The organism is Tritonibacter mobilis F1926 (genome assembly GCF_000376545.2).
In the GTDB taxonomy this organism is placed as follows: domain Bacteria; phylum Pseudomonadota; class Alphaproteobacteria; order Rhodobacterales; family Rhodobacteraceae; genus Epibacterium; species Epibacterium mobile.
In genome coordinates this window covers 738,281-760,159 of the sequence record NZ_CP015230.1, presented here as the reverse complement: position 1 = coordinate 760,159, position 21,879 = coordinate 738,281, and the positions used below count along the sequence as shown (strand labels likewise).

19 protein-coding genes are annotated in these 21,879 nt (G+C 60.7%); 10 read left to right on the top strand and 9 right to left on the bottom strand.

Going from position 1 to position 21,879, the window contains the following annotated elements:
• Positions 1-70 precede the first annotated feature (70 nt).
• From K529_RS03575 to K529_RS03550, 6 genes are all read left to right on the top strand, one after another.
• The gene (locus K529_RS03575) at positions 71-985 is read left to right on the top strand and encodes a LysR substrate-binding domain-containing protein (protein ID WP_005621274.1); all 915 of its coding nucleotides are present in this window, start codon (positions 71-73) and stop codon (positions 983-985) included.
• A gap of 93 nt (positions 986-1,078) precedes the next feature.
• Positions 1,079-2,233: an aromatic ring-hydroxylating oxygenase subunit alpha gene (locus K529_RS03570; protein ID WP_005621276.1), complete on the top strand. Its 1,155-nt coding sequence runs from the start codon at positions 1,079-1,081 to the stop codon at positions 2,231-2,233.
• The gene (locus K529_RS03565) at positions 2,230-2,499 is read left to right on the top strand and encodes a hypothetical protein (protein WP_005621278.1); all 270 of its coding nucleotides are present in this window, start codon (positions 2,230-2,232) and stop codon (positions 2,497-2,499) included. The genes K529_RS03570 and K529_RS03565 overlap by 4 nt, the downstream gene beginning before the upstream one ends.
• A 98-nt stretch (positions 2,500-2,597) precedes the next feature.
• A complete protein-coding gene (locus tag K529_RS03560; protein WP_080929603.1) occupies positions 2,598-3,833 on the top strand; it encodes a metallophosphoesterase family protein in 1,236 nt (411 codons plus the stop codon).
• The gene (locus K529_RS03555) at positions 3,833-7,270 is read left to right on the top strand and encodes a YhaN family protein (protein WP_046002446.1); all 3,438 of its coding nucleotides are present in this window, start codon (positions 3,833-3,835) and stop codon (positions 7,268-7,270) included. Before K529_RS03560 ends, K529_RS03555 begins: the two co-directional genes overlap by 1 nt.
• 200 nt (positions 7,271-7,470) lie before the next feature.
• A complete protein-coding gene (locus K529_RS03550; protein WP_046002445.1) occupies positions 7,471-9,891 on the top strand; it encodes a GcvT family protein in 2,421 nt (806 codons plus the stop codon).
• Between the two features lie 27 nt (positions 9,892-9,918).
• Here the strand turns inward: K529_RS03550 and K529_RS03545 are convergent, their stop codons facing one another.
• The 6 genes from K529_RS03545 to dctP all read right to left on the bottom strand — a co-directional run bounded on the left by K529_RS03545 (position 9,919) and on the right by dctP (position 15,625).
• The gene (locus tag K529_RS03545; protein WP_046002444.1) at positions 9,919-11,163 is read right to left on the bottom strand and encodes an NAD(P)/FAD-dependent oxidoreductase; all 1,245 of its coding nucleotides are present in this window, start codon (positions 11,161-11,163) and stop codon (positions 9,919-9,921) included.
• Between the two features lie 98 nt (positions 11,164-11,261).
• Positions 11,262-11,612: a RidA family protein gene (locus K529_RS03540; protein ID WP_005642433.1), complete on the bottom strand. Its 351-nt coding sequence runs from the start codon at positions 11,610-11,612 to the stop codon at positions 11,262-11,264.
• Between the two features lie 38 nt (positions 11,613-11,650).
• On the bottom strand, positions 11,651-12,679 hold the full coding sequence (locus K529_RS03535) for a histone deacetylase family protein (RefSeq protein ID WP_005642434.1): 1,029 nt from the start codon (positions 12,677-12,679) through the stop codon (positions 11,651-11,653).
• A 17-nt stretch (positions 12,680-12,696) separates the two neighbouring features.
• Positions 12,697-13,983: a TRAP transporter large permease gene (locus K529_RS03530; RefSeq protein ID WP_005642436.1), complete on the bottom strand. Its 1,287-nt coding sequence runs from the start codon at positions 13,981-13,983 to the stop codon at positions 12,697-12,699.
• A gap of 4 nt (positions 13,984-13,987) precedes the next feature.
• Complete coding sequence (locus tag K529_RS03525; RefSeq protein ID WP_005642437.1) at positions 13,988-14,551, bottom strand: TRAP transporter small permease; 564 nt, start codon at positions 14,549-14,551, stop codon at positions 13,988-13,990.
• A 72-nt stretch (positions 14,552-14,623) separates the two neighbouring features.
• A complete protein-coding gene (gene dctP / locus K529_RS03520) occupies positions 14,624-15,625 on the bottom strand; it encodes a TRAP transporter substrate-binding protein DctP (protein WP_005642439.1) in 1,002 nt (333 codons plus the stop codon).
• A 250-nt stretch (positions 15,626-15,875) separates the two neighbouring features.
• Here dctP and K529_RS03515 point away from each other — a divergent pair, with 250 nt between their 5' ends.
• The 3 genes from K529_RS03515 to K529_RS03505 all read left to right on the top strand — a co-directional run bounded on the left by K529_RS03515 (position 15,876) and on the right by K529_RS03505 (position 18,395).
• Complete coding sequence (locus K529_RS03515; protein WP_005642441.1) at positions 15,876-16,853, top strand: LysR family transcriptional regulator; 978 nt, start codon at positions 15,876-15,878, stop codon at positions 16,851-16,853.
• A 128-nt stretch (positions 16,854-16,981) separates the two neighbouring features.
• A complete protein-coding gene (locus K529_RS03510) occupies positions 16,982-17,914 on the top strand; it encodes a bifunctional riboflavin kinase/FAD synthetase (RefSeq protein ID WP_046002443.1) in 933 nt (310 codons plus the stop codon).
• A 10-nt stretch (positions 17,915-17,924) separates the two neighbouring features.
• Positions 17,925-18,395: a YcgN family cysteine cluster protein gene (locus tag K529_RS03505; RefSeq protein WP_005685598.1), complete on the top strand. Its 471-nt coding sequence runs from the start codon at positions 17,925-17,927 to the stop codon at positions 18,393-18,395.
• 35 nt (positions 18,396-18,430) lie between these two features.
• Here the strand turns inward: K529_RS03505 and K529_RS03500 are convergent, their stop codons facing one another.
• Together K529_RS03500 and K529_RS03495 are read right to left on the bottom strand one after the other, a co-directional pair.
• A complete protein-coding gene (locus tag K529_RS03500) occupies positions 18,431-19,255 on the bottom strand; it encodes an alpha/beta fold hydrolase (RefSeq protein WP_046002442.1) in 825 nt (274 codons plus the stop codon).
• Positions 19,256-19,263: 8 nt separating this feature from the next.
• Positions 19,264-19,878 carry a 2-hydroxychromene-2-carboxylate isomerase gene (locus K529_RS03495; RefSeq protein WP_005642529.1) on the bottom strand — a complete coding sequence of 205 codons (615 nt, stop codon included), beginning with the start codon at positions 19,876-19,878 and terminating at the stop codon, positions 19,264-19,266.
• Between the two features lie 104 nt (positions 19,879-19,982).
• Between K529_RS03495 and K529_RS03490 the strand changes: the two genes are divergently transcribed.
• On the top strand, positions 19,983-21,005 hold the full coding sequence (locus tag K529_RS03490) for a ribose-phosphate pyrophosphokinase (protein WP_005642531.1): 1,023 nt from the start codon (positions 19,983-19,985) through the stop codon (positions 21,003-21,005).
• Positions 21,006-21,141: 136 nt separating this feature from the next.
• Here the strand turns inward: K529_RS03490 and K529_RS03485 are convergent, their stop codons facing one another.
• Positions 21,142-21,630 carry a hypothetical protein gene (locus tag K529_RS03485; protein WP_131664989.1) on the bottom strand — a complete coding sequence of 163 codons (489 nt, stop codon included), beginning with the start codon at positions 21,628-21,630 and terminating at the stop codon, positions 21,142-21,144.
• Positions 21,631-21,879: the final 249 nt, after the last annotated feature.

The window sequence follows — 21,879 nt, the reverse complement described above, 5'->3', positions numbered from 1 at the left end:
TCGGGAAGCCTCTCGCCAAGTGGCGGCTTGCGGCCCATAGTTGCAAGACCCTAGCCATGAGCACGCATGTATGTCTCGCCGCCATTATAATCTGCCGCCTCTGACAACGCTTACCGCTTTTGAAGCGGCGGCGCGGCATCTGAGCTTTAAACAGGCCGCCAAGGAACTGTCGGTAACCCCCGGCGCGGTCAGCCATCAGGTGAAGGCATTGGAGGGCGAATTGGGTGTGGCCCTGTTTCGGCGCAAACATCGTGGGGTGGAGCTGACGCCACCGGGGCGGACGCTCTATGACACGCTGGCAGCTTCGCTCACCAAAGTCTCCCAAAGCCTGCAGGCGATCCGCGATCAAGGCAGCGCGGGCGTGGTCACGGTGGGGTCGACCACGGCAATGGCCTCAATGTGGCTGTCGCCTGCGGTGATCCGGTTTTGGCGCGACCACCCGGAGATCAACATCAACCAAGTGGTGCGCGACCGCGCCTTTACCACCTCTGCCGAGATGGATCTTTATATCTGGTATGGGCGCGAAAAGGATCAGCGGCTCGATCAGTTTCCGCTTTATCGCGACCGGTTGCTGCCCGTCGCCACACCGGAAAAAGCCGCAGAACTGGCAGGGGCGGACCTGGAAGTGCTGGCGCGGCAAAGGCTGATCCACTTGGAGGGCGACGACATCAGCTGGACCAAATGGCACGATTGGTTCCGCCAGCTTGGCTACAGCGGCCCGGTGGCCTCGGGCATTCGGGTCAATAACTACTCCATCGCGTTGCAGGCCGCGCGCGACGGGGCTGGGCTGACGCTTGGATGGGAGCGGCTGATTTCGCCCCTCACCGACCGGGGCGATCTGCATGTGATCCCGCCGCATGTCCTATCCGCGCCAGAGCGGTTTTTTCTGGTCAGCAAACCCGAAGAGGAACTGACGCCCAGCGCGCGGATGCTGCGCGACTGGATCATCTCAGAGGCCAGCCAGATCACGGATGAACCAAGCTAACCTGTGAGTGAGATTTTCTGATATTGAGGGCATCCCCCTCGGGTCTCATCCTCGACGGAATATCCTTGCCACGTCAGTTCGCAGGAGAGCCTGATGAACAAGCCAAGCACGCTTCAGTCTGTCATGACTTCGGTCAACCGGGCCAATGGGCTGCCCAACGCCCATTATATTGACCCGGTGGTCTTTGCCGAGGAACGCGCCTCGGTGCTGTTTGCCAGTTGGTCCGGTGTGGGCTTTGGCAAGGACATTCCCGAACCGGGCGATGCCAAGCCCGTGGATTTCCTCGGCGTGCCGCTCTTGCTGGTGCGCGATCAGGACGGGGCCATTCATGTCTATCAGAACACCTGCCGCCACCGCGGGATGATCCTTGTGGAGGAGGCAAAGAACATCCGTGGCACCATTCGCTGCCCCTACCACAGCTGGTGTTACAGCCTCAAAGGGCAGCTGCGCGCCGCACCCCATGTGGGCGGTGTGGGGCAAAACACCCATGAGGACGTGAAGATGGCGGAGCTGGGCCTTGTCTCCTTTCGCGCGCATGTGTGGCAGGATGTGATCTTTGTGAATATCGACGGCAAGGCCGCACCCTTTGAGGAGGTGCATGCAGAGCTCTTGGACCGCTGGCAGGAGTTTGACCGCCCCCTGCATCACGGCGGGCCGGAAAGCTCGTTGAAACTTGAGGTCAACACCAATTGGAAGCTCGCCGTCGAGAACTATTGCGAGAGCTACCATCTGCCGTGGGTGCATCCGGGTTTGAATAGTTATTCCCGGCTGGAAGATCACTACAACATTGAATCACCCGGAAAATATTCGGGCCAAGGCACGCTGGTTTATCGCCAGTTGCGCGGCGCCGAAGGCGAGGTTTTCCCCGATTTCGACGCGCTCAGCGACAAATGGACGACCGGCGGTGAATATGTTGCCGTTTATCCCAACGTCCTCTTGGGCGTGCAGCGCGATCATACCTTTGCCATCGTGCTGGAACCTAGGGGCTGCGAGCAAACGGTCGAGCATATTGAGCTCTATTACGCAAAATCCAGCGCCGAGACGCCGGAACTCGACCCGTTGCGTCACCAGAACGCGCAGCTGTGGAAGACCGTCTTTGAAGAAGACATCTTTGTTGTTGAGGGCATGCAAAAGGGCCGTCATGGGCCAATGTTTGACGGCGGGCGGTTTTCGCCTGCGATGGACGGGCCGACGCATAACTTCCATCACTGGGTCGCCACCCAAGTCGAGGCCGGGCGCGCGTCATGAACGCAGAGTGGACGCAGATCTCCCCGCAGGAGGCCGCAGCGCTCCATGCAGCGATCCTTGCGGCCCATGCCCATCATGACCTGGAACAACTGGTCGAGCTCTACGCAATTGCTGCTGACAACAAAGAAAGAGAAGGCGATGTGGATGCCGCCTGTTTCTTTCTGACGCAGGCCTTTGTTTTTGCGTTGGAAACCGGAATTTCCCGCGCCCATGAGCTGAACCGACGCCTTGTGGCCTATGGCCGTGCATGGCCGCTGGAGCCGTAGGCGCGGGGCCAATCGCGGCGGGCACGGGCTGAGAGCGGCTTTCGCTATTGTTTTGCAGTTGAAATCTTGGTTCATTCGGCCCCGATAAGGGGACCCACTTGATAAAAATCCTTCATACCGCCGACGTTCATTTAGATTCACCACTGCGATCACTTGCCCTGAGAAACACCGGCTTGCGTGACACCATCGCGGCGGCGTCGCGGTCTGCTTTCAGCCAGTTGATTGATCGCGCGATTTCCGAAGAGGTGGCGGCGCTGTTGATCGCCGGGGATCTCTTTGACGGAAAGGAACGCACCGCACGCACGGGGGCATTCTTGCTGGCGGAACTGGATCGCCTCGGAGAGGCCGGGATCAAGGCGTTCTACATCAAGGGCAACCATGACGCGGAGAACCCGATCACCGGCACGCTCGACCTGCCCGGCCATGTTCATGTGTTCGACGCGCGGGGTGGCAAATATCAACTGACCGAAGATGTCTGGATACACGGGGTCAGCTTTGCGGATCGCCACGCGCCCGACAGCCTGTTGCCGCGCTTCAAATCTCCGGTGTCGGGGGCGGTGAACATCGCCATGCTGCACAGCTCTCTTGGTGGGGCGGCAGGTCACGATGAATACGCCCCCTGCAGCGTCACGGAGCTGGCGGGCATGGGGTTTGATTACTGGGCGCTTGGTCACATCCACAAGCGGCAGGTCCATTCCAGCGCGCCATGGGTGGTGATGCCCGGCATTCCCCAAGGACGCGACATTGGCGAGGCAGGTCCAAAATCCGCCACCCTGCTGACAATCGATGGTGGGCACATCGACATCAGCGAAGTGCCGACATCCGTTGTCGAATTTGTCCAGACCGAACTGGACGTCACAAATGCCGATAGCGATGAGGCGCTGCGGGCGCTGCTGAAGGACCATCTGACTGCGACGCGAAACGCGCTCGCGGCGCCTCAGGGTGTCCTGCGACTGACGCTGACCGGTCGCCCTGCCCGCCACTGGCAATTTCTCAGGGACCGTGATGTCTGGATCGAACAGCTGGAAGAGCTTGCCCAGAGCCAAGGCAGCCTCTGGATCGACAAGCTGCTGTTCGCCTTCTCGCCGCCAAACACGGACGAGCGCACCAGCAGCGCCGCAGATGAGCTGGCCGCGACAATGGCGACCATCCGCACCGAGCCGGGGTTTGCAGACCATGCCCGCGCTGAGGTGGAAACCGTCCTGCAGGATCTGCCTGCTGCCCTGCGCGACAAGCTGATGGCGGATGAAGCCGCCCGCGACGCCCTGATCGACCGGCTGACCCAAGCGGGCGCCGATCTTGTGCTGGCGCAGATGAAGGGAGTGGAAAACTGATGCGGATCCAACGGCTTTCTCTGGACCGTTTTGGCCATTTCACCGACCGGCAGTATGATTTTGGATCTGGGCGAGACGGGCATGATTTTCACATCATCTACGGCCCCAACGAGGCGGGTAAAACCACCACGATGGAAGCGGTCCTGCGGCTGTTTTACGGTTTTCCGATGCGCGAGAGTTATGCCTTCCGGCACCCGCGCAAGAACCTGCAAATCTCTGCCACATTGGAGATAGAGGGGGCGTTGCGCAATTTCATCCGCCTGCCATCACCCAGCCGGGCATTGGTGGATGAGACCGGGACCGCAGTGCCAGAAGCCGCCCTCTCTGCACATCTGGCGGGCCTGTCGGAGTTGGACTATCGCCGCCTCCTTTGTCTTGATGATGAGACGATCGAACGCGGCGGCGAGGAGATCGCAAACGCCGAAGGTGACATCGGGCGTCTGCTCTTTTCCGCCGCCGCGGGCGTCGCGGACCTCAGCAGTGTGTTGGATGGCATCCGCGAACGCGCTGATGCGCTCTGGAAAAAGCGCGCAAGCACCACCCGTATGGCCGAGTTGAAACGCGCCTTGGCGGAGGTCGACAAGGACATAAAGGCGCGCGACGTAACGGCCAGCGCGTGGAAAGCCCTGAAACGCGACCTCGCAAAAGCGCAGGACGCTGAACTGAGCGCGCGTGAGACCCGCAATGCGTTGAACACCGCCAAGGCCCGGACCGAGGCACAGCGGCGTGCCTTGCCAATGGTGGCGGAAATTGCCGAGCTGGAACAGGCTATTGCGCCATGGGCGAGCTACCCCACACACCTTGATTTCAATCCTGAACGTCTGATCGAACTGCGCAGTGATCGCGGTGTCGCCACACAGAATATCGCGCGGCTGAGCGACGAGATTACCACCCTTAAAGAAGAGCGCGCCCGCCTCTCGGTTGCGCCGGCAGGGCTTGAGCTTGCAGGTGCCTTGCAGGCACTTGAGGATCTGGCCGCACGCGACCGCACCGCACGGCTTGACCTCGGCAGACGGCAGGACGAGCAGCAGGCGGCTGAGGCGGCGATGCGGCAGGCGGCACGGGATCTTGGCATCGTATCGCCAGACGCGGATTTGCAGGACCTTGTCCTATCCAGCGCCAATATTGCGGAGCTGGAAACTGTCAGAGAGACCCTGCGCGCCGCCAGTGCCACCGCAGAAGCCGAGGCGCGTGAAGTCGCTGACCTGCAAGAACGGGTGAGTGCCGCAAGCCAAGCCCTGCAGGACGGCCAGCCCGTGGCTGATCCAGCCCCGCTGGTCGGGGATATCCTGCTCTGTTTCGATGCAGAGAGCCTTGCCCCCGCCCATGCCACCGCGTTGCAAGCCATTGAGACCGCGAAGATCAAGGCAGGTCGGTCCCTCTCGGCGCTGTCATTTGCGGGTGCTTCATTTGACAGCTTGCCCGCCTGCCCCTGCTCTCGTCCGCAGGCCGTACTCTGGTCCGAACGCCACCAAGAGGTGCAACGTGAGCTGCGTGCGACACAGGAAAAGCGCGACGCGCACCAAGAGGACGCAGAAGCGCGCGCGGCTCAGGCCCGTGTGCTGACAGAGGATGCAAAGGTCGTTTCTGACAGCGAGGCGGAAGAGTTGCGCGCGCGGCGGGATACCCGGTGGGCAGAGCATCTTGCGGCATTGACCCCAAGCACCGCCAGCGGTTTTCACACCGCGATGCAACTGCACGACACCGCCGCCGACGCGCGATTGACCCAATACCGCGAATTGGCGCAATTGCGTGAGATCCGGCAGGCGGAGGCCGAGGCCCGTGCACGCGCAGCGCAAGCGCAGGTGCGCATCACCGGCCTGCACGACGCGTGCAGCGATATTGAGCGGAACGTCCACGCGGCCGCGGCTCAGGTGGGGCTCGCCACTCCTCTGTCACCTGCCGAGTGGCTGGAGTGGGTGCAGTTCCATGAGGTTGCCAGCGAAGACGCGCGCACCCTTCGCGAGACACAGGAGGCTCATCAATCGACATTGCGGCGGGCGAAGGCCCTGATGACAGAGCTTGTCACCGTCTTGCCGTTTGCTCCGGCTGATCTGAACACGGCCCTGACCACCGCACGCCGCATGACTGAAGAAGAGCGCAAACAAGCTGAGGTTCGCACCAAGGCCCAGGACGCCCGGCAACAGGCACAACGGGATCTGGCCCAGCGCGAGGCACGCCACACACAAGCACAACACGCAAAAGAGGATGCAGAGCTGGCGTGGCAGACGCTGGTTCAGAACCTTCTTGGCGGAGGGTTTGCGCCCGAACGCCTCATGGCCTCGTTGGAGCCACTGCGCGCGTTGCGCGAACATGAGAAAACCCGCGCTGGCGCAGCCCGTAGGGTCGTGACTATGCAGACGGACCAATCGCAATTCGCCGAGGAAGTGGCCGCATTGGCCCGCGCCCACGACCTGCCCCCGCAGGCGACAGCAGCCGAAACATATGCCGCGCTCAAGGCTCTGGCAGAACATGCGCGGGCGACCCAAGAGAAACGAGACAGCCTCGACCATGCGCTTGAGACCGCCAAGGCGGACAAAGCCGATCACAAAAGCAGACAGGACGCCATTGATCAGGAGGTCGCGGCCATCGCGTCGGTCTTCCCGACCCCTGAGGCACTGCAGGATATCGACGCTCTGCGCGAGGTCGCAACCCGCGCGCAGCAGATCATCGAGAGCCGCGCCAAATTGGACGCCCTCACCCGCCAGGTGCGCTCCGAACTGGACACCGATGATATCGAGACCGCAAGAGCGCAGCTTGCAGAGACCTCGGTTGCAGAACTGGACGCAACGCTGGACAGCAACGCCTCCGACCTCGCGCACGCCGAAGAACAGCTGACCCGTGCGATCCAAGAGCGCGTCACCGCCGAACATGCTCTTGCCGAGATCAAGGGAGACGATGCGATTGCCACTTTGATCGAACAGAAGGCAACGCTGGAACTGCAACTCGAAGAGACCGCAGTAAAGCACCTTGAGCTTTCCTTGGGCCACCACCTCGCCTCGGATGCGATCCGACGCTACCGCGACAGCCACCGCAGCGGGATGCTCACGGCAACCGAGCAGTGTTTTGCCGGTCTGACACAAGGGGCCTATCCGTCCCTCAGCACCCAGATCGATAAGGATAGCGAGGTTTTGCTGGCCGTCGACAAATATGGCGTCAGCAAGAGAGCAGATGAGATGTCAAAGGGCACCCGGTTTCAGCTCTATCTGGCACTACGCGCCGCTGCGCATGAACAGCTCGTGGCCCAAGGCACGACGCTGCCGTTTTTCTGCGATGATATTTTCGAAACCTTTGACGAGGCGCGCACCAGTGCTGCCTGTCGCGTTATGGAAACCATCGGCGGGCGTGGCCAAGCAATCTACCTGACCCATCACCGCCATGTGGTCGACATCGCCAAATCCGTCTGCACGACACCGCCCATCGTTCATGAACTCTAGGGTCAGGACGTCGGAAACGGGGTCAGCCCAGTTAAGCGTTTTTGCGCAGCGCAGCGACCCCACCGGCGCGGGGGCCTTTGCGTTTCGGTTTACTTCACCTCATGCGAAGATGAGAATAATCTAGGTTGCCTGACGCCGGGTGGCGGTGGAACACTTTGCTCAAAGCCCCTTTTACAGCAGCAAAGCAAAGGCAGCCCATCATGCGTACAAAAGCCAAGGCCGTGGTGATCGGCGGCGGGGTCATTGGGTGTTCGATCCTCTACCACCTGACCAAACTCGGCTGGTCCGATGTGGTGCTGCTTGAGCGCGACGAGTTGACCTCCGGCTCCACATGGCATGCGGCGGCCAATATTCACGGCCTCCATGACAGCACCAATATTTCACGCATCCAGCACTATACCATGACCCTCTATAAGGAGCTGGAAGCTGAAACCGGTCAGGGCTGCGGGGTGTTTCAGCCCGGCTCGCTTTATCTGGCGCAGACCGAAGCGCGCGAACACCAGCTACGCCTGCAAGCGGCCAAGGCCAAGCTCTATGGGATGAATTTCTATGAAATCTCCATCGCTGAGGCGCAGGCGCTCAATCCGCTGGTGAATTTTGAGGGCATCCGCTGCGTGATGTATGAACCTGATGGCGGCAATGTGGACCCCTCGGGCGTGACGCAAGCTTATGCCACCGGGGCGCGTCAACGCGGCGCGGAAATCCATCGCTTCACGCCTGTCACCGCCACCGAACAACAGCCCGACGGCACGTGGATTGTGAAGACGCCGAAAGGCGACATTTATACCGAATGGGTGGTGAATGCGGCGGGCCTCTGGGGGCGCGAGGTGGCGAAGCTCGCGGGCCTTGATCTGCCGTTGCAGCCTACCGAGCATCAGTATTTCGTCACAGAGACCATCGCGGAGGTGGCGGAGATGGACCGGCGCCTGCCTTCTGTGTCGGACCGCGACGGCGAATATTACCTGCGCCAAGAGGGTCAGGGGTTACTGGTCGGCGCTTATGAAAAGGCAATGAAGTTCTGGGCCGAAGAGGGCACGCCGCTCGATTTTGCCCATGACCTGTTTCCCGATGATCTGGAGCGCATCGAGGAAAACATGATGAACGCTATTGAGCGCGTGCCGGTGGTGGGCGAAGCGGGCATCAAGCGGGTCATCAACGGGCCGATGATCTGGTCACCGGATGCGAATGTGCTGTTTGGTCCGGTGCCGGAGCTTCAGGGCTATTTTTGCTGCAACGGCATCATCCCCGGCTTCTCGCAGTCGGGCGGCATGGGGCTGATGGCGGCGCAGTGGATGATCGAGGGTGAAACCCAATACGATATGTTCGGCTGGGATGTGGCGCGTTTTGGCGACTGGGCCACCAAGGAGTTCACCAAGGCGCGGGTGCAGGATCAATATGCGCACCGGTTTGCGATCCATTTCCCCAATGAGGAACGCAGTGCGGGCCGCCCCGCCCGCACCCGCCCGATTTACGAGATGCAGCGCGAGATGGGCGCGGTTTTTGGCCTCAATGCGGGCTGGGAGCATCCCCTGTGGTTCGCGGATCAGCCCGGCACAGAGGACACCAATGGCTTCACCCGGCAGAACTGGTGGGAACCGGTGGGCGCGGAATGCAAAATGCTGCGCGAACGGGCGGGCATCATTGATATCTCAAATTTCGCCAAGTACCGCTGCAAAGGCCCCGGTGCCGAGGACTGGCTGAATGCGGTATTTGCCAATCACATGCCGAAGGCGGTCGGGCGGTCCTGCCTCACGCCCTTGATCTCAAAACGTGGCGGGATCGCCGGGGATTTCACGGTGACGCGCACCGAAGAGGATGAATTCTGGATCATCGGCTCCGGCATGGCGGAGCGCTATCACAAGCGGTTTTTTGGCGCGGTAGCTTTGCCAGAGGGCACATCGTTTGAGAGCCTCACCCAAGAGGTCTGCGGCTTTAACGTGGCCGGTCCCAAATCGCGCGAGATGCTCCAGCGCATGACCAATGTTTCATTGGATACCGCGTCATTCCCCTTCATGCGCAGCAAACGCCTGTTGCTGGCGGGGATCAATGTATTGGCGTTGCGTGTCTCTTTCACGGGCGACCTCGGCTGGGAGTTGCACTGCGCCACAGAAGATCAGGAAAAGCTTTATATCGCGTTGATCGACGAAGGCCGCCGCATCGGTGCTGGCCCCGTGGGCAGCCGCGCCCTGATGTCGCTGCGTGTCGAGAAGGGCTATGGCTCATGGAGCCGGGAATACAGCCCCGAGTATTTCCCGCATGAGGTGGGATTTCAGCCCCTGTGCAAGATGGACAAGGAGTTCCTCAACAAATCTGCTGCCGAGGCCGCATTGGCCACGCCCGCGCGCGAGGAATTGGTGCTGTTGCAGCTCAATGATGAGGACGTGACGGCCTCCAATGCCGATGCAACGGGGGGCGAGCCTATTTTCAAGGATGGGCACGGCATTGGTCGGGTGACCTCGGGCACCTATGGCTACACGGTCGGCATGTCGCTGGCGCTTGGCTATGTCAAAGGGGCCAAACCCGGCGATGAGGTGGAGGTGATGGTGCTGGGCCGCCCCCACCGGGCGGTGATCCTTGCTGAGCCGCCCTTTGACCCCACAGGCGAACGGCTGCGCGCCTAGACCGCCTGCGCTGTCACGACCAAGCGGTTACATTAAAACACTGGGGCGGTGTTCTGGCAGGAACGCGGCCACCGTCCCCTTGTCGCCGCCGTCGATCAGATTGGCGAGATGACGTGCGGTTGTGGGGCCGAGGGTAAACCCTTGGTGGCCATGGCCAAAATGAAACCAGAGGCGGTCATGTCGCGGGGCGGCACCGATCATGGGCAGCATATCTGGCAAGAAGGGCCGTGTGCCGCGCCAGATCGGCCCCGGTTCTGCCGCGCTGAGATCCATATAGGCCGGTATCCCCTTGGCCGCGCGATCAAGCTGGCGCACATCCGGCACCCGGCCCGAGGCTTCCAGCGCCACACCGCAGGTCATCCGCAAGCCGCCGCGCATACTGCAGAGCACAACCCCGTGGCGGGCATCAAAGATCGGGCGGCGCAGCGTTGGAGCCTGCGGATACATCCGGTGCGCGCCGTGTTTCATGATCATCCGCACCCGGTAGCCCAGTTGCGCCAGCAGTGGTGGTGTCCACGGCCCGAGTGCAATGACCGCATGTTCGCCGCTCACCTGCTCCGTGTCGGTCTGCACCTCCCAGGCGTGGCCCGCACGGCGCAGCGTGCTGGCATCGCCAATGCGGATGGCGCCGCCCTGTCTCTGGAACAGTTCTGCGTATCGCGTGACCAATTCGCCGGGGGCCGCACAGCTCCAGACTTCGCGCCAATGGATCGCGCCTGCGGGCGGGGTTTGATACACAGGCTCTGCTTTACAGAGGTCCGCACCGCTCAGGGTGGCGGTGTCGATGCCGTAACTTTGCCGCAGCCGGTCAAGATCATTCGCCATAGCGTCAAACTCTGCCGCGTCCTGAAACACCGACAGATACCCGTCCTGCGCCATCAGATCCTCAGCCCCCGCAAGCGTGATCCAGCGGTTGTGATCGGCGCAGGCGCTGCGAATGAGCTCTGCATTGGGCTGCGACAGCACCTGATGGCGACGGGGGTGCGAATAGCGGTAGTATTGCCAGAGTGCGGGCAATTGGCTGAAAACCCCGCGCGGCGACCACACCACATCGTTGCTGCGCCCCAGTATGATATCCAAAATCTCTGGCAGCGCGCGGGGCATCGCATAGGGCTCGGCGGCCTCGGCCTGAATGAGGCCCGCGTTGCCATAGCTCGTCTCTTGTCCCGGTGGCTTGCGGTCAACAACCGTGACCGCATGCCCCCGCGCCTGCAACTCCAGCGCGGTTGCGATACCCACCATGCCGCCCCCCAGAACCAGAATTTCGGACATGAGAGAGGGCTCCTCTAGGCAAAGGTTTCGGCGCATGCCCGCCAATCCTCGCGGGCATGCGTGTTGATTTCAAAACGCGGGCGCATTGCCCGAAAGGATCAGCCCTTGGCGGCGGTGATCAGGATCTCAACGGTGTATTCAGGGGTTGCGAGCTTGGATTCGCCACAGGCACGGGCGGGGGCGCGGCCTTCGGCAACCCATGCATCCCACACGGTGTTCATCTCGGCAAAATCAGCCATATCCGCGAGCCAGATGGTCGCTTGCAGGATACGCTCTTTGGAGGAGCCAGCCTCGGCCAGCAGCGCGTCGATCTTATCAAGGCAGTCCTGCGTTTGCTGGGTCACGCTGGCGCCAGCGGTGCCGACCTGACCGGCAAGGTAGATGGTGTCGCCATGGGTGACCATCTGGCTCATGCGTTGGTTGGTGTGGGCGTAGGTGATATCGCTCATGGAAGATCTCTATGGTTTGAGGATTGAAAGGAAATGCATCAGCGCGCAGCGGAGGTAAATCCGCCAAGCACACGGGTGAGGTTATGGCCGAGACTGTCGGAAATGTAACCGCCCTCTTGCACAAAAAGCGTCGGAAGTCCTGCACGGGCAATCGCCTCACCGACGCGCGAAAACCCGTCGCCAGTGACCTGAAAGCCCTGAAACGGATCATCTTCTGAGGCATCAAGGCCCAGCGCAATGACCAGCACATCCGCGCCAAAGGCATGCACCCGCTCAAGGCAGGTTTGAAGCGCTGCCAGGAACGGCGCATCATCGGTGCCACGCGGCAACGGCAGGTTGAGGTTATAGCCCCGCCCCCGGCCCTCGCCGCGTTCAGAACTATGGCCCCAGAAGAACGGGTAAAAATCCGCCGGATCAGCATGGATCGAGAGTGTGAGCACATCGTCGCGATCATAAAACAGCCCTTGCGTGCCATTACCGTGATGCACGTCCACATCCAAAATTGCCGGTCTGAGGCCCCGATCTCGCAAGAGCTGCGCGGCAATGCCGGAGTTGTTGAGAAAACAAAAGCCCCCCGCCATATCGCCAAAGGCATGATGCCCCGGCGGGCGGCACAGCGCGTAGGCCGCGTGTTCGCCATTCGCGACCAGATCGGCGGCGGTGATCGCGGTCTGCGCAGACCAATAGGCAGAGCCCCATGTCGCGGCATTGATCGGACAGGAGGTATCAGCCTGATGATAGCCCGCCTGCCCCAGCGCAGAACGCGGATAGCTGTCGCGGCGATCACCGGGCTTGATGTGGGAAATCACCTCCGGACCTGCGCCCTCAATCTCGGACCAGCGGGCATGGATCGTTTGTAGAAACGTCAGGTATTCCGGCGAATGCAGTGCAGCGATGGGGCCAAGGCCTGCGTCATCTGGGGCGGCAAATGCACAGCCCGCCGCTTCCGCGCCCGAGCGCAGGATCTCGGTGCGTTCGGGTTGTTCCGGGTTTGGCTTCATCACCCCATAGGCCATGAACTGGCTGGGATTATGGGCGCGCTGGCGGGGATCATAGATCGCTTTCATGTCGGTCTCCTCAGGCCTCAGCCAAAGACAAAATTGGGCAACCACAGCGCCACTTGCGGCACAAAGGTGGTGATCAGCAGCGTCGGCAACCATGCAAATGCGATCATAATGAAGGTGGGCTTCAACATCTCGCTGACTGGCGTGTCGGTAACCTTCGCGCCCAGATACAACAGCGGTGCCGTGGGCGGCGTGATATTGGCCATGCCGAGATTGACGCCAAGGACGGCGGCAAAATGCACCGGGTCCATGCCGGCACTCTGCACGATGGGCAACAAGAGCGGCGCCGACAGCAAAAGCCCCGAGATATCATCCATCAGCATGCCGATGAGGATCATCACCAGATTGACCATCAGCAGGATCACGATCGGGTTGTCCGAGATCGAGAAGATCAGATCCTTGGCCATGCCGGGGATGTCTTCGAACACCAGGAACCGGCTGACGATCACCACCACAAAGACCATCAGCATCACCACGCCAATCGTGGTGCCCGCATAGCGCAGGGTCGGCCAGATGTTATGGGGCGTGAGGCCACGATAGATGAACAGGCCGACGGGAATGGCATAGATTACCGCCACGCCTGCGGCCTCGGTCGGGGTCATGATGCCGCCGTAGATACCGCCTAGAATGATGATCGGCATCAACAGTGCCGGGAAGGCGCGCCCCCCGCGCCGCACAAATTCCTGCGGGTAGCTTGCGGGGCGTTCCAGCAGTTTCAGATCCGCCTTGCGCATCAGCACATAGTTCACGATGCACAAAAGCGTAATGAGGATCAGCCCCGGCACCACCGTCGACAGGAAACATTTGAGCACCGATTGCTGCGCGACCCAAGCGTATAGGATCTGCGACGAGGATGGCGGGATCAGCAGCCCCAACGGACAGGCCGCCACAATCAGCGCCGCTGCCGGGCCACGCGGGTAGTTTGCCGCCTTCAGATGCGGCATCATGATCGACCCGATGCAAGTGAGCGTTGCCGCTGCCGAGCCGGAGATCGACCCGAAGATGCCGCTGGCAAAGACCGCCGCCGCACTCAGCCCACCGTGAAGACGTCCCACCAAAAGCTCCGCAACGGAGACCAGCGGCGCTGCAATCCGCCCCCGCTCCATGATGGCACCGGCCAGGATGAACAGCGGGATCGCAAGCAGGACGATGGAGTTCATCTTCCAATGGCCGGTGGGCATGAACCCGGTCACATCATGGCCGCCAAACACACCGATAAAGACCAGCACGCCCCCAAAGGCCAGAGGCACGCTCACACCGATCAAAAGCAACACACATAGGATCAAAAGACTGCCGAGGATAATCATAGCTTCAGGCTCCTGCGGCAGGGTCGCTATCGGCGGGCACGGCAAAGCGCGCCGCCGGAAGTTTCAGGAAAACAAAAAGCCGCAGCGCGCTGTAGAACCCCATCAGGCCAAAGCCGACAAAGATCGCCGCACGCGGCACAAAGAACGGAATTTGCAGGGCAATCGTGGTTTGATAGCGGGGATAATCCCCGATCTCTTCGATCATCATCACCGTGGCCCAGTAAAACAGCACCAAGGTCACCAAAAGCTCGATCCCGGTGATCAGGATCGCCCGCGCACGCCGTTTGACAGGATCAATGATCACAAAATCCAAGAGATCGGCGTTCACATGCGCCCCCTCCCATGTGCCAATGGCGGCAGCGATGAAATAGAGCCAGAAACAGATGATCAGCAACCATTCCTCATAGGCGAACAGATCGGCGTTAAAACCATATCGGAACACCACCACGAGGAAGAAGGTCAGCGCCATGGCGATACAGCCAAAGCACACGTAGATCGTTTGCAGCCGCAACAGGATGCGGACCAGCTTGGCCAGCCCGGGCGGCAAATCCCGGCTCAGGTCTTTCATGATGTAGTCACCGTCTGGAGATCAAGGACAGGCCCCGGATGCCGGGGCCTGCGCGCTGTCAGATCATTGGGATCAGTTGCTGGGGGCCATCAGGCGGTCGATCACATCCTGACCGACGATCTCTGCAATGCCGGGCCAGACGTCCTTGCGCACGGTCTCGGCAATGGCGCTGCGCTCGGCGTCAGAGACCTCGACCACCTCGTAGCCGGTTTCCTTGAGCTTATCGATATAGCCCGCTTCATTGGCCTTGGCCTCGGCAAAATAGCTCTGCGCGGCCTTATCAAACGCAGCCTGCACAGCGGCGCGCTGTTCGTCGTTCATCTCCTCCCATGTCTCCATGGAGGCGTAATAGGTGGTGTTCTCGACCACCGCGCCATAGGGGATGAAATACTTGCCCACATCCGAGGTCGCAAAGGCGCTATAGGCCAGTTGCGCGGTGCAGCAGATCGCACCATCCACGACGCCGGACTGGATCGCCGGGAAGACCTCGCCCCAGTTCATTGTGGTGGCGTTAAAGCCCATGGCCTCCACGGTGTTCTTGATCACCTGACTGGACCAGACACGGATGTTGACGCCCTTGTCGCCCACGGTGGTTGCGTTTTCGGGCAGGGTTTCGGCCACCACACCGATAAACCCTTCGGGCGCATTGGCGAGAAGTTTCAGCCCCAGTCCTTCAAGCCGCTCGGCAAAGATTGCGTTAAAGGCGCTGTCCTTGTTGAGGTAGATATTCTCCATCTCGTCAAAGCTCGACACCAGATAGGGTAAGGAGTTGATCTCCAGCACCGGGTCGCGGTGGGCATAGATCACGGAATGCACCAGATCGACATTGCCGCGCGCGGCGTCCTCGAACAGCTCTTCGCCAGAACCAAGCTGCCCGGCCTCAAACAGCGTCACCGAGAGGCCCACATCGGCGCCTTCGATATCGGCTTCGATCTGTTTCAGGATGTCATTGCCGAAGTGTTCAACCGGGACAACACCCGCGAGTTTGAGCCGCATATCGGCCGCCTCCGCCGCGCCCAGCGACAGGGTGAAAGCAACCGCCGTGGCGGCGGTGGTCCATAGTGACTTACGCATGAGAAAAACTCCGTTCCCTGTTGTCGTTGCAGCGCATTGACCAAATGCCCCCTCTGTCGGCTCTTACCGCTTCTGCCGAGGGTAGCTGCGCTGCGTTGTATTTCAGCGAAATCTGCGGAGGGATCTGGAATAGATCAAATAGATAATTGATTATCTCAACATAGATTTTAATAATGCAAGCGTGTGGCGCGGTGATTTGGCGCCATAATCCGACCCACAAAAGTCGCCATAAGGATTTGTTTTTAAAAGAATGTCACAAACCCAACCGGCCCCGCACCACATCGACCCCGAACGCCTCACCCGTGAGATGAACTGGAACCTGTTGCGCACCTTTGTGGTGCTCGCTGAGAGCGGTTCTGTGACCGAGGCGGCAGAGCAATTGCGGCTAAAACAGCCCACGGTTTCGGTCGCCCTGAAAAAACTGGAAGACCAGCTGGGCCAGCGCCTGATCGACCGTTCGCCGGGACATTTCGCGCTCACCGAAGCGGGGGAGCTCCTCTATCGCGAGGCGGTAAACATCAACGGCTCCATCCTGCGGCTCGCCACCCTGATGCGCACCGTCGCCCCCGAAATCAGCGGCCATGTGCGCATTGCCGTGGCCAGCCATGTGCTCTGCCCGCTGTTTGATTCGGTCATTGGCGATTTTTATGCCGAGCACCCAAAGGCAAGCCTCGCCATCGACGTCATCACCAGCGGCGATGCCATCGCTGCGGTAGCGGCAAAGCGGGTGAGCTTTGCCCTCGCCCTAGTGCGCGAACCGGACCCCAACCTGCGCTATATCCCCGTTTACCGCGAGACATTTGCGCTGTTTTGCGGCCCGCGCCATCCGCTGTTTGGTCGCAGCGACCTGACGCTTGATGATCTCAAAGGTCACGCTGCGGTGGTGTTTGACAATGATCGCCTGCAAGACGCGTTGCAGGACGTGACCCTCCTGCGCGCCCGCGCCGCACTTGCAACGCAGGTAACAGGCGTATCGGAAAATCTGGAAGAGGTGCGGCGCATGATCATGGCAGGCCTTGGTATCGGCCCCTTGCCCAAACATGTGGTGGCCCGCGACCTGCGCGACGGGCTGCTGTGGCAGGTGCCCCCGTTCGAGGATCTGCCAGAGGTCGATGTCTATCTGGTCTGGAACCCCGACACCGTGCGCAACCGTGCCGAGGAAAAGCTGTTGAACAATCTGATCGCCCGACTGGAAACTGTTCCCTACAAAGACCGCTCTTATGCATGATCGCAGACGCATCTCGCGCGGGGCTTCATCTTTTTACAAATACCTAAATTCCACATCATCCCCCTCACTGAACGTCACTCGGGCACAGCACCCTTGCGCCATCCCCCACTCAGAGCTAGGGAAACGCCATGCGCATCATCCGTGATTATCAATTTGTTGACGACCAGGATCGCGGGGCCACCGTCGCGATCGGCAATTTCGATGGCGTTCACCGCGGCCATCGCTCGGTCATTGATCTGGCGCGGCAAGCCGCACCAGAAGCGCCCCTGGGTGTCATGACCTTTGAGCCGCATCCGCGCGAGTTCTTTGCCCCCAATGCCCCGCCCTTTCGCCTGATGTCGGCAGAAGCCCGCGCGCATCGGCTGGAAAAGATCGGCGTTGAAAAGCTCTATCAGCTGAATTTCAACCACGCGCTCTCGTCGCTGACGCCTGAGGAGTTTGCCCGCAAGGTCATCGCCGAGGGGCTTGGGCTTCGACATGTGGTGGTGGGTGCTGATTTCTGCTTTGGCAAGGGCCGCGCGGGCACCGTCGAGGATCTCCAGCGCTTCGGGCAGGAGATGGGCTTTGGCGTCACCATCGCGCCTTTGATGGAATATTCCAAACACACGGTTTCTTCCACCGCGATCCGCACCGCCCTGAGCGAAGGCCGTCCGCGCGACGCCGCCGCCATGCTGGGCCATTGGCACCGCATCGAGGGCGAGGTGATCGGCGGCGAGCAGCGCGGCCGCGAGCTTGGCTTTCCCACCGCGAACCAGTCCATCGACGGGCTGCACCCGCCTGCTTTTGGCGTCTATGCGGTTCTGGTGGATGTGCTCGACGGCCCCCATAAGGGCAGCTACCACGGTGCCGCCTCCGTTGGGGTGCGGCCGATGTTTGACGGCGAGCAGCCCAACATCGAGACCTATCTCTTTGATTTCAAGGGCAATCTTTATGGCGTGCATCTGTCCGTCGGGCTGGTGGACTATCTGCGCCCGGAGATGACTTTTGACGGGCTGGAGCCCTTCATCGCCCAGATGCAGGCCGATTGCGATCAGGCCCGCGCCATCCTCAAAACGCTCTGAGAGGGCCGACATGACCAATCAGATCGACCGGGACGGGCTTGCGCCGAAGTTCTGGGAAAAGAAACCGCTCAAGAAACTCTCGCCGCGCGAATGGGAAGCGCTGTGTGACGGCTGCGGCAAATGCTGCCTCAACAAGCTGGAAGACGAAGACACCGGCGAGGTGGCGCTGACGCGCGTGGCCTGCCGCCTGCTGGACGACCAGTCTTGCCAATGCGCCCATTACGAGACGCGGCACAGTTTCATTCCCGAATGCATCGTGCTGAAGCCCGAAAACCTTGATACCCACGCCTATTGGATGCCGCAGACCTGCGCCTATCGCCGTCTGTGGGAGGGCAACTCGCTGCCCGATTGGCACCCGCTGGTGACGGGCGATCCGGACAGCGTGCATCGCGCCGGGGTCTCGGTGCGCGGCATGACGGTGTCGGAATTCGACACGCCGCTGGAGGACTGGGAAGACTACATTATCGAGGAACCCGTCTAAGGGGCTGACCGGCGCAAAAGCCGATCAGCAGAGGCTTATCCCTCGGGCCAGAAAGTTCCGATCACCTCGGCCACAGCCTCGGGGTGGGTCACTGGCACCATATGGCCGGCGCCCTCGATGACCGCGACCTGCGCCTCCGGCATCCGCGCCGACAGCGCCTTAGTCACCGCAGACATGATCGGCTGGGTCGCGCCGCCCTGCATCACCAGCACCGGCATCGGCAGCGCTTCCAGCGCGCCCGGTGCCAGCAGCCCCACCGCGTCATCATAGACCTGACTGTCACACTCCATCACCGCCGGAAAAGACCGCACCATCGCCGCGCGGGCGCGCTCCGGCAGGTCCGGCCATTTGGGATAGCCCGTGCCCCACGCACGGTTAAAAAGCCGCGTGGCATGGTCCACATCACCCGCCTCATAAGGGGCGCGCACCGCCTGATGATCGGCCCGCATCTGAACCAGTGCCTCGGGGTTTTGCGCTTGGGCCGCGGCAAACAGAACCGGCTCGATCATCACAAGGCTGCGCACCAGATCCGGGCGCATCTCGGCCATCGCCAGCGCCACCGTGGCACCAAAAGAATGCCCGACCAAATCCACAGGACCACCCGCGCGCGCGGCCTCCGCCTCCAGAAGGAGCAACCCGGCCTCGGCATTGCGCTGTTGCAAAAGCCCCTGCCCATCCCAATCAGGGCTCTTGCCATGCGAGAGCATGTCAAAGGCCTCGAACCTCACCTGATCTTCGCCCAGCGCCGCCACCAGCCCCCGCCACGCGCCCGAATGCGCCAGCGAGCAATGCACTGCCAGAACCGCGCGCGCGCCCTTGCCAAAGCTGCGATGGTATACCTCTTGCGGCAGGGAGGTCATATCCAGACTCACGCGCCCTGCCCCCCAAGATGCCAGTCGAGATCCTCCAGCCGGTCCTGCCCCCAGAATTTCGCCCCGTCTGCGGTCACGTAGAAAGGCGCGCCAAAGACGCCTGCGTTCACCGCATCCTCGAGGTTTTGCGCATAGATCTCCGCGCCGGTCAGCAAACCGCTATCCGCCAGCGCGGGGTCGAAACCGGCGCTCTGCAACAGAGATTTCACCACATCATCCTGTGCGATATCGCGCTCCTCGGACCAGATCGCACGCAACGTGGCATGCACCAATGCCCCAAGATCACCGCCACCGGCCTTTTGCGCGGCAATGATCGCATAGGAAGAGGGCGCCGCATTGGTGGGCCAATGCGCAGGCTTCAGATGAAGCGGCAGACCGGTGCGTTTGGACTGACGCTCAATCTCGATCAGCCGGTAGTCTTGCCGCGCCGGGTGACGGTCCTTGGGCGGTGTGCCCCCGGTGCGCGCAAACAGCGCCATAATGTCAAACGGCTTATAGGTCACCGCCGCGCCATGGCGGGCGGCAATTTCTTCCAGACGTTGCCCGGCAAGGTAGCTGAAAGGCGACAGTGTGGAAAAATAGTAGTCGATTGAGGGGGCGGAGGCGGACATGGCGAGAATTCCTCGTGCTTAGAACTAGGCCCGAGACTATGTGCGTGTTAAGCGGGGTTCAATATCACGAATCTGTCACATTGCTGCCTGGGGATAATCAGCCAATGCCGACCTTGAACGAACCCAAGCTCATCGCTGGGAACGCCAATCTTCCGCTTGCCAAATCAATCTCGCGCCGCATGAGCATGCATCGCGGCGTCGACCAAGAACTCGTCAGCGCCCGTGTTGAGCGCTTTAACGACGGTGAGATCTTTGTCGAAGTCTACGAGAACGTGCGCGGCGAGGATATGTTCATCATCCAGCCGACGTCGAACCCGGCCAACGACAATCTGATGGAGCTGCTGATCATCGCCGATGCGCTGCGCCGCTCCTCGGCTCAGCGCATTACAGCGGTTATTCCATACTTCGGCTATGCCCGTCAGGATCGCCGCACCAAGGCCCGCACGCCGATCTCGGCAAAGCTGGTCGCCAATATGCTGACCGGTGCAGGCATTGAGCGGGTTCTGACCCTCGATCTGCACGCCGCGCAAATTCAGGGCTTTTTCGACATTCCGGTGGACAACCTCTATGCCAGCCCGATCTTCGCGCTGGACGTAAAGGCCCAGTTCAAGGACAGCATGGACGACCTGATGGTGGTCTCTCCCGATGTGGGCGGCGTGGCCCGCGCCCGCGAGCTGGCCAAACGCATCAATGCGCCGCTCTCCATTGTCGACAAACGCCGCGAGAAGGCTGGCGAAATCGCAGAGATGACCGTAATCGGCGATGTAAAAGACAAGATCTGCTTGATCGTCGACGACATGTGCGACACGGCCGGGACGCTTTGCAAGGCCGCGCAAATCCTGCTGGATAACGGAGCCAAAGAGGTCCACGCCTACATCAGCCACGGCGTCATGTCCGGCCCTGCCGTGGAGCGCGTGACCAATTCGGTGATGAAATCGCTGGTCCTGACCGATTCCATTCAGCCTTCCGAGGCGGTTCTGAATGCACCTAACATCCGCATCCTGCCGACCGCACCGCTGTTTACCCAAGCGATCCTGAACATCTGGCACGGCACTTCTGTGTCCTCGCTGTTTGAGGATAAGACCCTGATCCCGATCTACGAGTCGCTCTATAACAGCCAGAGCTAAGGTCCCTCAGATCTCATCAAAACACCCCGCGAGATGTCGTGGGGTGTTTTTTTGTGGACGGCCCTCAAATGCAACCCGCGATTCGTGCGGCTGTTCGTTGAGCGCGCTGAGGGCGGGATTGAGGCCAAACACTCGATTAGACCGAGTCTCCAACTGGCGCTAGCAGGCGGTCGTTAAAACTAATCGTCACAGTTCGACCCCAGGACCATGCGACTGGGTAAAATATCCAATAGTATGAATTCAGCTTCAGCTCGATTGTTCCTGCACCAGCATAATTCACATTCTGCCTTACTTCTTCGATTTCATGGGATTCAATATGCACCCCGAAGGGCATAATGCTAACGCCGCGCTCGTCAATCCTCACTTCTTTAAATCGTCGCGCAACAACAAATGAAGACCATGAAAGGTATGGCCCAAATAGCAACATTGCATACATCTTTGTTGTGGCTATTGACGAACTTTCGCTCTCCGCGAAATAGTCACGAACAGAGATAAAAAAACCGGCAAGGCTTAAGACGGCGAGCCCGAGCATAAACTTGCTGGCCAACGGACGATAGCGATAAACGCCCGTATGATTGGATAGAAACGTTTTCACGTTTCCCCTCTGCCGAAGTGTATCGCTCACAAAAATTCCCACTGTAGGTTGGCTAGTCTCAGGTTGCTATGGCATCGCTTTGTGGCAAATGTTTGAACGTTAGTTTTGTCTGCACAGCCGACAGTCAGCTTAGTGCGAGCCTGCTGCCAACGCTGTCTCCGCATTGAGGCATCTCTCCGCCGCACATGCCGGGCCAGTCTGATATTCTCTCGGAAGACCCGATTGGCCTTCATGCGCAGGACACCTTCCTGATCCGCTATCAAAGCGCCTCAACTGGGT